This is a genomic window from Bacteroides sp. GM023 (genome assembly GCF_014750685.1).
In the GTDB taxonomy this organism is placed as follows: domain Bacteria; phylum Bacteroidota; class Bacteroidia; order Bacteroidales; family Bacteroidaceae; genus Bacteroides.
In genome coordinates this window covers 172,940-182,096 of the sequence record NZ_JAAXGE010000011.1, presented here as the reverse complement: position 1 = coordinate 182,096, position 9,157 = coordinate 172,940, and the positions used below count along the sequence as shown (strand labels likewise).

Here is a 9,157-nt window from a genome sequence, read left to right as displayed (position 1 = left end):
GGAATCCGCCACTTCAGGCGGCAATCAGTATACAACAAATTTCAACAATTCAAAATTCAATTCTCATGGTTACAGTTACATTTGCCATCAAGCCATATTTGGCTGGATACATGTATGTCCGGTACGGACAAAGTTTAGAATCCCAATCACACAGTAATTCTCCTTCAAGACTCCCTACCCCAATCCACCTCTCCCACCTCACTCCCATTTATCACTTCTTACACCAATTATCCGTTCCTCGTCCGCAAGGTGTCTCCTGGAAAGAAACAGGAAATATCACCTTCGTACTCCCTAGTCCAAGGCTCGGCAAAAATCCCGAAGTTTACAATTATTTCGGCCAAGCTAGCATTCTTATTATAGAAAAGGAAATTGAAGTGGAAATGAAAGCGGAACTATACTTCCTGCTGGAAAATAAGTTCAAAAATGGAGTGATATATGTAAAGTCGATGCATGAATTCATGGAAAAATACGATATGGCGGAGTCAGTGGAAGAAGAAAGCTTGATGAGGGCGTTTCAGAGGTGGAGGAAGAAGATGAAAGAATGATGCGACGAAGGAATCATACCTTATTTAATAGTGATCATTTAACAACGACAGGTTATACAACGTTAAAAAAAAAATATCAGAAACAACCGACTCTTATTATCTAAGAATTTACTACTTTTATACCTGCATAAGAACAATGATAGTATTATGGAAAAAGAACGATATTTCATTCATTTTAAAGGTGGGCTGTATAAAATGCTGGGTATTGCCCAGCATAGTGAGACACTTGAAGAAATGGTTGTTTATCAGGCATTATATGATAAGCATGAAATATGGGTCCGCCCTAAAACTATGTTTTTTGATAAGGTAATCCGAAATGGTATTAAAATGGATCGTTTTAAAGAAATAACAGAAAAAGAAATATATGCCTATTACCCAGAAAGAAAAGAAATATCTGAAGAATAAACACAAAGGTGGGAAAAATAATAGCAAAGGAGCTGTCTATGAAAGCTACTACGCAACTTACCAAATTGTTTCATTTATGAATCAATATATTACCCAACTAAGTAACGTCCACCTAACGACACAACTACGTGACGCCTTCGTTGATGATCTTCTTATTGAAGAACCTAATGCTCATAAAACCTATCATCAACTAAAAGATGTGAAGGATTTAACATGGGGAACTAGTAAGTTAAAATATGATTTTAAAAGACAAACAGAGATTTCATCAGAAAGAAACGAGAACTTCAAACTGAAACTAATTTATTCAAATCCTAATAGTTCAGTATCTACTGTTCCTTCTGAAATAAGTTCGTATACAACATCGGAATATTTTCCTTCTTGTTCTAGTATCAACCAATTAATTCTATCACATCCTATATTTAAGGAAGCAATCCGGCAAATAACAGTATCACAACAAGCAGAAAATGATGAACTATTTGGAATTGCAGCTGCTATTTTAGGAGCATGGAATTCTGTTGAACAAGAAAGTGTATCTCTACAACAGATTTTGGATATTGTACATTCAATAGGTAAAGGATATGTGAACATAAAAACATATCCAAACGTTGAAATATCAGAAAAATGCAAGATTCTCTTAAATCAGTTTGGAATCAGTTTTCTTGAAAAAGGGACAACTGTATATTGGAGCTATCACAACATGAATGGAGAGGTCGTCTGGACAAGCGAAATTGAACTAAAGTTACAGAAAGCCAATCCTGCAAATATTTGGGATTTAATGGAATTATTAAGTTGAAATAGAATAAAATATGAGAACTTATACCAATATAACATACGAAAAGAACAGAGATATTATTCAATTGATGCATATCTTATCCAATCCCAATACCTCAATTGAGATTTATCGTACTACCTTCTATAAACTAGGTAAAGCACTAGGAGCTTTGCTGGACGAAAAGAAACATAGCAGGTATGGAAATACCATGTTGGCATGTGCTTCAGAAGACGCTGACTGGTTGGCGCAAGGTGTTTTAAACTCTATTTCACAGAAAAATGTTGCATTAGCTGTTTTTTGGAATCAGAGAATCACTTTGGATGAAACAACAAAATTGGAATATAGCCCGATTGTTAAATCTTATATAGAGCCGATTGAAGAGTGTCAAACTCTAATTGTTGTAAAATCAATTATAAGCAGCTCTTGTGTTGTAAAATCACAACTAACCAGATTGGTGGAAAAAATCAACCCGCTTAATATTTATATATTATCTCCTGTAATGTATAAGGATGCTCAAAAGAACTTACAAAAAGAGTTTCCTGAATCTATAAGCAGTAAATTCGAATTTCTGACATTTGCTATCGATACATCCAAAGATGCGCAAGGAAGTGTATTACCCGGAGTTGGTGGAATGATATACCCCAAACTCGGATTAGGTGATATACATGAAAAAAATAGATATATACCCAATCTTGTCAAAGAATGAATGGCGCTATAACAAAACAGGAAATTGAGTTTCATTAGTATACTCGTATTCGTTAAAAACTTTAACTTTCATCAAATCAGCCAACGAGACAGAAAAAGCACTTGCTGATAAATTACCCTTCTTATATCCGTCCAAAAGCTTTATATCCCATTTCATGCCTTCAAATTCAGGTTCAGATATTCCTTCTATATTATAAACTAAATAGTAATTTCCCGAAGGTTCTTTATACCCTATTTTTTCCAACTTTTCTTTCGAAAAAATCCGAGGCCCTTTAGGAACCAATTTATATAATCTTCCAGCCAATGACTCTCCTTCTCCATGTAATAATAAATAACGCGCAGATATAACTTCTTTACTCAAATGTAGGGAACCATTAGCACTACCAGTACGAGTATTATATAATTTTCTTTTTAAAATCCAATCTAATTGTTGTTCATTTTTATAATACCCAATTAAGACGTATGTCTCATCAGGTAATAGATCACGATTGGCCCCATAAGGTTCTGGCAGAGGCTCACGTAAACTACGATTATTATTTTTACTCAATACAGAATATGTATGATAAGCTAGCTTCTCACGTAAAGAGGTGCGATTTAGGAAATTATCAACTACATCATCAAGAAAAGTTAGAAATGCCTGTATGCTCTTATGATAATCCTTAGGCGAAATAGCAAAGGCTCCTAACCCAGGAATGATTTCATGAAAGCCATGAATAACTTGATTTTCTGTTCCTGGGTAAAGAATATAAGCGCCTCCTGTTCTTCGAATAGCATCTTTATAGGCATGCATTTTTAATAAATCAGCGCGCTTATAAGTTCCTCGCTCTTCCTCTCGCTTCACCTCCGATAAATCATCGGATATTTCATCATCATTCTTATTTGTATTATCACGAAGAAATAATTGTTCTATTCTATATTTCGCATCAAAATGTATATGCGTAATCAGCTCTTCTCGTTCAGCTTCTTCACTAGTTATGTCACCAGGCCATATTGTCAATGTATAGTCGGGACGAAAATTCCGAGTCCAGCTTCCTGATAATTGATAGTTATCTGTATAACTAAAAGTTCGATTATAAGAAAAACATATATTTAATTTACGACTATCTGTCTCATATATGCCACTCAACATAATCATTTTACCTTGCTTTAAGGTTAGATTTAACTCATTACTACAATCAATGAGTTCTTCTTTACTTTTTGGTGGAATATGAAACTTCTGGCTCAAAACATCTAATAATTTGAAGAAAAGCCAATACTCATACAATCTGGCAACATCCTTTTTTCCAGCTCCATACACATCTTCACCACCTTGCCAAGTAAGTCGAGCAGCCATATCAAACATTAACCATTTCTGAAAGATTTCCCGATAACCTTCTTTTCTTTGTAGAATTGGACTATTTAGAGGCAGTACATTTATCTCTGAAATATTACGGAACAAAGGATATGACAGATACTGTAACAACTTCTCACAGACTAAAGAGGCTTCCTGTTTTAATCGTTGTCCAGCCTTAGAATGATGTTGTATAGAAGAACAAAATGTTAAGAATGAACGCAACACATACTTTATAAAACGATTTTCTGGAATATCAGCAGTTTCTTTTCTAAAAGCAACAGGCACGCAACGTGGCAATGCATCGAAACGCTCTTTCAAAGGATGTTGATTAGGCAAAGAAACTCTATTAGTTGCATGAGCAAGTTGCCTTAGCGCATGTTGCCCCCAACGTTTTACATTGCAAAGTTGTCTTTCTTCTTCTGAATCAATCCATCTTTTAACTGGAGACAACTGAATCTGATACATCGCATCTGCAAAAGAGTCGCTATCAACAAGCGAACGAACAAAAGCAAAACGCTGATAATCTGATCTAGGATCTTTAGTTAAATCTACCTCATAACGTTGTATCACAGGAGAACTTTGCTGCATAAGTAGTTCTGTACAAAATTCTGTGATATCCTCTAACATTCTACGGTAGTCATCACGATAACCGACTTTGGCAGAACGAATCTCAATAACAACTTCACCTACCTTTTTATTATCTTCTTTTTGTAAAACATCAATGCTATATGTACCCACATAAGTTCCCGTAGATATACATCCACGACTAATTGCTTGGCGACTTTTGCTATTAATTAAAATATCTCTATCTTCTTGTAAAGAGTAGCAATTCTTATCAAGCTCAAAATCATACATACAACCTTCTTGTAATTGGAAAGGAGATTCTCCATATTCTTTGGCGTCCTCACTTTTAAACAAAGTATTCTTTCGCCTAGCAAAAACATATAAGGTTGTACAATCGCCATTATTTAAAGCAATATGTATTGATAACTCATCCATACGTCATGCTTCAGCAAAACTAGTAAAACCATTATCCAACGCTACACAATACATACGCCATATTTTTTCTGCAGACAGTGGATATTTAAATTGGTCATTGAGAACAAACTCTATTGTATTTTCTAGAGTTAACTCGGAACCCTTAACAAGGCAAAGATTCCATAATGCTTTTAATACAGGTTCCACCTTTTTACGAGAACCATGTAGTTTTGGCAACAGTTTTTGTATAATTGCGGCATCAATAATAGCATCACCTTCCAACTTAGTGTGAACTTTCTCTGCTAAAGCCATAAATCGAAAAATCTCACAGGCTGTGCGATACCCAAATTCTGCATGTATTTTTTTTAACTCATAAAAGAAGCATTCTAAAGAACCAACAATAGACGCTTTACGTTCTTCAGGAATTTGCAAGTCCCAAGAATTAACTGCCATATTTACAAAGGAAGTTGCTTGCTCAACGCCTTTATTATTGATAATATCTTTATGAATAGGCTGAAGTTTCTGCAAGAAATCTTTCATATCCTTCTCCATAATACGAAATTCTAAGACATTAGCACGGTCTAAAACCTTAGGGCTAAACATATAAGTCGTCTCATCTACATTAATTGTTCCTATTATAAATAAATTACGAGGCAATTTTATAACAGGAGTAATTTCTTTATCTAAACAATCCTTCATTAAAGGAATCCCTTCTTCTGACTCCATTACACTCAAAAAATCAGAAAAATAACGTTCAACATAACTTAGATTCATTTCATCAAGAATTAAGAAGTATGGCTTTCTTGGATTCTTGTTTGCTTCTATTATAAGATCCAATGCTCCATTATCGGGTTTTACATAAGCTCCTTTTTCCAGTGCATTAGGATACCCAATCAAGAATTCTCGATTTGTCCAATCTGCTCCAACAGGAATCATACAAACCTGTTTATCTATATCTTCACAAATCCACTTTGCAAACATCATAGCTAATTGTGTCTTACCAGAACCTGCTAAACCACTTAAAATAACAAAAGGCTTTGTCAACAATGACAAGATAAAACGAGAAACAAACTCTGATGAGAAAACAAGCCCTGTATAATTTAAATCACTCATAAATGATTCAGGCTCAAAATCTTTTTCGTCGTACTTTTTACTTTGACCAGATAAAGCAATCAACGAGTTTTTATCTGAAGTTACTATGCTCTTATACTGGGCTATTATTTTTTTCAAGTCTTCTTGAATTAAAATATAATTCAAAGGTTTGGTTGTATCGTACACCGCATAAACATAAGAATCTCCATATCTATCTGGTATAATATTTCTTTTTTTAAAATAGGAATTAATCGTTTCTACATTATTATCTAAATTCCAGGTAACAGTCGGTACAGTCCCTTCGCTGACTCCATAAGCCAATACCAAAATATTATATTTCTTATAAAAGAGATATACAGGATATATTCCATTACTTGTTTTTTGTCCCTGTGCTAAAAAAGAGATCCATGGCACACGTGCTAAACTGGCCATTCCGAAGCTTACTTTCACTTGTAAATCATCAAAATATTTTATATAATCTTTGGTTTTCAGGCTATTACTTTTAGCTTGTTCCAAAAACTTTACTAATGTTTCCGATATAGAATTGGATTCGTTCTTCAAAGCTATTTCAAAACCATTATCTTTCAATATCTTAAAACAAGTAGTACCTTTTCCGCCTTCAAATTCATTACGATCTAATACTTCTCCATTTGCAAAAATATTAGCATAAGCCAAAACCAATTTAGGTGGAAACCTTCTTCCATTATATAATAGATCATAAGTGGACGAATGAGCTTGAGGTGGAATACCTTCTTCTTCTATTTTACGAATGGCCTGAAGAATATCATCGCGTTTTATGTTTCTAGGTAGTTCTTTCATAACAACGTTATTTACACTTTTAATATCCTAACTAAATCATCGTAAAAGTACTAATTATTTATATAAATCAAACTACAAAATAGCCGATTTACAATTATTATTTAAGCAAATTGCCTTCAAACAAATTTAAAAACACATATAATCTACAATATATGGGGAATTATTAAGAATATCGATTTAGCCACATATAGATTATATTAGATGTGTTTACATCATAGTTCTCAAAAAAGATATAATAATTCCATGTTAAACTCGAAATATTTTTATTACATTCACAGCATGAAATGCAGGATTATACTTGGAATATTGATAGTTCTCTCTTTTACAGGATGCTATAACAGAGAACAGGATTCCCGCCTTGATGAAGCGGAAGCTTTGCTGCAAAACAAGCCGGATAGCGCTTTGACTATACTGCAACAATTTATCCCCGGAAGTCAACAGGCGGAACAGGCCAGATATGCTTTACTTTATTCTGCGGCTTTGGATAAGAACCATATTAAAATAACGAATGATTCACTTATCCGAAAAGCCTGGAATTACTATGAACATCATCCGAAGAATTTACGTAATCAATGTAAGACTCTCTATTATTGGGGGCGCATTAAATTACGTGCAGATGACAAAGCAGGAGCATTACGCATATTTCTGGAAATTGAGAAAAAGCTGAAAGATACCAATGAACCTTATTATAAGGGGCTTCTGTATAATCAAATCGGTGAGGTATATTATGCACAGATGAACTATAACCGTGCCTATCATTATTTCCGGGAATCCCGGAATAATTTCCGTCAATCTGAAAATCTTCGTGAAGAAACGGAAGCTACACTCGATATGGCTGCCTCCGCTTATCATTCAAAGGATATTGAAAAAGCAATGCGACTCTACTCTGCTGCACTTGATTTGGCCGATGAACAAAAGAATGATGAACTAGCTGAATCCAGTCTGACTAACCTGGCATCTCTCTATGTAATATCAGGAAAGAGACAAATACCTCATGACCTACTGCAACGTATTGAACTTTCTGCACGGAAAGATACATTGTACGGTTACCATACATTGGTTGATGTACAACTTTTAAAGAATCGTGTGGATAGTGCACGTCATTATCTGAAACTGGCAGAAGCACATACGACCGATATTCGTGATATGGCAGACTTATACTATACTGCCTATCGAATCGAAGCGCAATCCAAAAACTTTGAAAAAGCAACGGATAATATACATCGTTATATTTATCTAACTGATTCCCTGACGCGCTCGAATATGCAATTCTCTGCCGGTATGGTTGAACGTGAATATTTTCAGGAACAATCAGCTTTCGCTGAATATCGTATCAAAAATCGCACAATTTTAGAGATTTCTGCCATAGTCATTGTCATTCTGTTATTAGGAGTAGCCTGGTACATCATCCGGCAACGGATGCGTCTGCAACGTGAACGTACTGACCACTATCTATTACTGGCAGAAGAAGCCAATTCCGAATACAAAGCCCTGACAGAACGCATGGAAGGACAGCGCAGCACGGAAAGTCATTTGAAAGGATTGGTCACTTCCCGTTTTGATATTATCGACAAACTGGGTAAAACCTACTATGAACGGGAGAACACTTTATCGCAACAGGCCGCCATGTTCCAGGAAGTGAAGCAAATAATCACAGACTTTTCAGAGAATAACGAGATGTTGCAAGAACTGGAGCTGATTGTAAATACCTGCCACGATAATGCCATGCAGAAACTACGGAATGATTTTCCTGCAATGAAAGAAGCAGACATCCGGTTACTTTGTTATATCTTTGTCGGTTTCTCACCACAAGTTATCAGTCTGTTTATGAAAGACACGGTAGCTAATGTTTATGCCCGTAAGTCACGCTTAAAGTCACGCATAAAATCAGCGGAGACAACCAATAAAGACCTGTTTTTATCACTTTTTGAATAGGTGTTAGGCTAGTGTTAGAAAAATCAGAGACTTACTTTTATAAATAATTGAATATCAATGCATACAAAACAAGAGTGTTAGATACACAAGACTGTATCGTAACTCAGAAATGACAGAATCTCACTACTTTTGTAATCGAAAAATCAGTAAAAGATGAAGATTATGAGAAAGATTGTTATGTTATTAAGTGTCATGCTTTTCATGGTAGCATGCGGAAAAGAAAAAGTAGAAACAGGAGAAGCAAAAGTAGTAGTAGCAGTTTATGACGAGAATGGAAAAATAGCAACGAATGTTCCCGTTAAAATGTATAATGAAAAAGATTATGAGATTTTTGAAAAAGATAATTTGACCTTGCCTACTGAAGTTAGCAGAACAGATGAAAAAGGGTTGGCTACATTTACTTTGCCACAAGAAATCTGGTTTGCGACACAGAAACAACGTTTCCTTACTTTTGTAGTACAGGAAGGTGGCGGACCGAAAAACTATCAAATATGGTCTGCCGGAAAAACTGTGGAAGCAGGCAAAATAGTGAAAGTAGAAATACGTTTAACCCAATTCCCTAATTAGAATTTT

Annotated in this window: 8 protein-coding genes; 6 read left to right on the top strand and 2 right to left on the bottom strand. The window is 35.0% G+C overall.

The window, feature by feature from the left end:
* Positions 1–65 precede the first annotated feature (65 nt).
* The 4 genes from HC965_RS21820 (at position 66) to HC965_RS21805 (ending at position 2,428) form a co-directional block, all read left to right on the top strand.
* Entirely contained in the window at positions 66–545 is a 480-nt protein-coding gene (locus HC965_RS21820; RefSeq protein ID WP_191033447.1) for a hypothetical protein, read from the top strand.
* Positions 546–692: 147 nt separating this feature from the next.
* The gene (locus tag HC965_RS21815) at positions 693–950 is read left to right on the top strand and encodes a DUF1653 domain-containing protein (protein ID WP_191033446.1); all 258 of its coding nucleotides are present in this window, start codon (positions 693–695) and stop codon (positions 948–950) included.
* Positions 910–1,743 (top strand): hypothetical protein, encoded by an 834-nt coding sequence (locus tag HC965_RS21810; RefSeq protein WP_191033445.1) that lies wholly within the window; start codon positions 910–912, stop codon positions 1,741–1,743. The genes HC965_RS21815 and HC965_RS21810 overlap by 41 nt, the downstream gene beginning before the upstream one ends.
* Before the next feature lie 13 nt (positions 1,744–1,756).
* Complete coding sequence (locus tag HC965_RS21805; RefSeq protein ID WP_191033444.1) at positions 1,757–2,428, top strand: hypothetical protein; 672 nt, start codon at positions 1,757–1,759, stop codon at positions 2,426–2,428.
* A 6-nt stretch (positions 2,429–2,434) separates the two neighbouring features.
* Here HC965_RS21805 and HC965_RS21800 read toward each other — a convergent pair whose 3' ends face one another.
* Together HC965_RS21800 and HC965_RS21795 are read right to left on the bottom strand one after the other, a co-directional pair.
* On the bottom strand, positions 2,435–4,759 hold the full coding sequence (locus HC965_RS21800; protein ID WP_191033443.1) for a DUF2357 domain-containing protein: 2,325 nt from the start codon (positions 4,757–4,759) through the stop codon (positions 2,435–2,437).
* A gap of 3 nt (positions 4,760–4,762) precedes the next feature.
* A complete protein-coding gene (locus HC965_RS21795) occupies positions 4,763–6,649 on the bottom strand; it encodes an McrB family protein (protein WP_191033442.1) in 1,887 nt (628 codons plus the stop codon).
* Positions 6,650–6,928: 279 nt separating this feature from the next.
* On the opposite strand from HC965_RS21795, the gene HC965_RS21790 reads away from it, so the two are divergent.
* On the top strand, positions 6,929–8,584 hold the full coding sequence (locus tag HC965_RS21790; RefSeq protein WP_191033441.1) for a lipopolysaccharide assembly protein LapB: 1,656 nt from the start codon (positions 6,929–6,931) through the stop codon (positions 8,582–8,584).
* A gap of 162 nt (positions 8,585–8,746) precedes the next feature.
* Entirely contained in the window at positions 8,747–9,151 is a 405-nt protein-coding gene (locus tag HC965_RS21785) for a hypothetical protein (protein ID WP_191033440.1), read from the top strand.
* Positions 9,152–9,157: the final 6 nt, after the last annotated feature.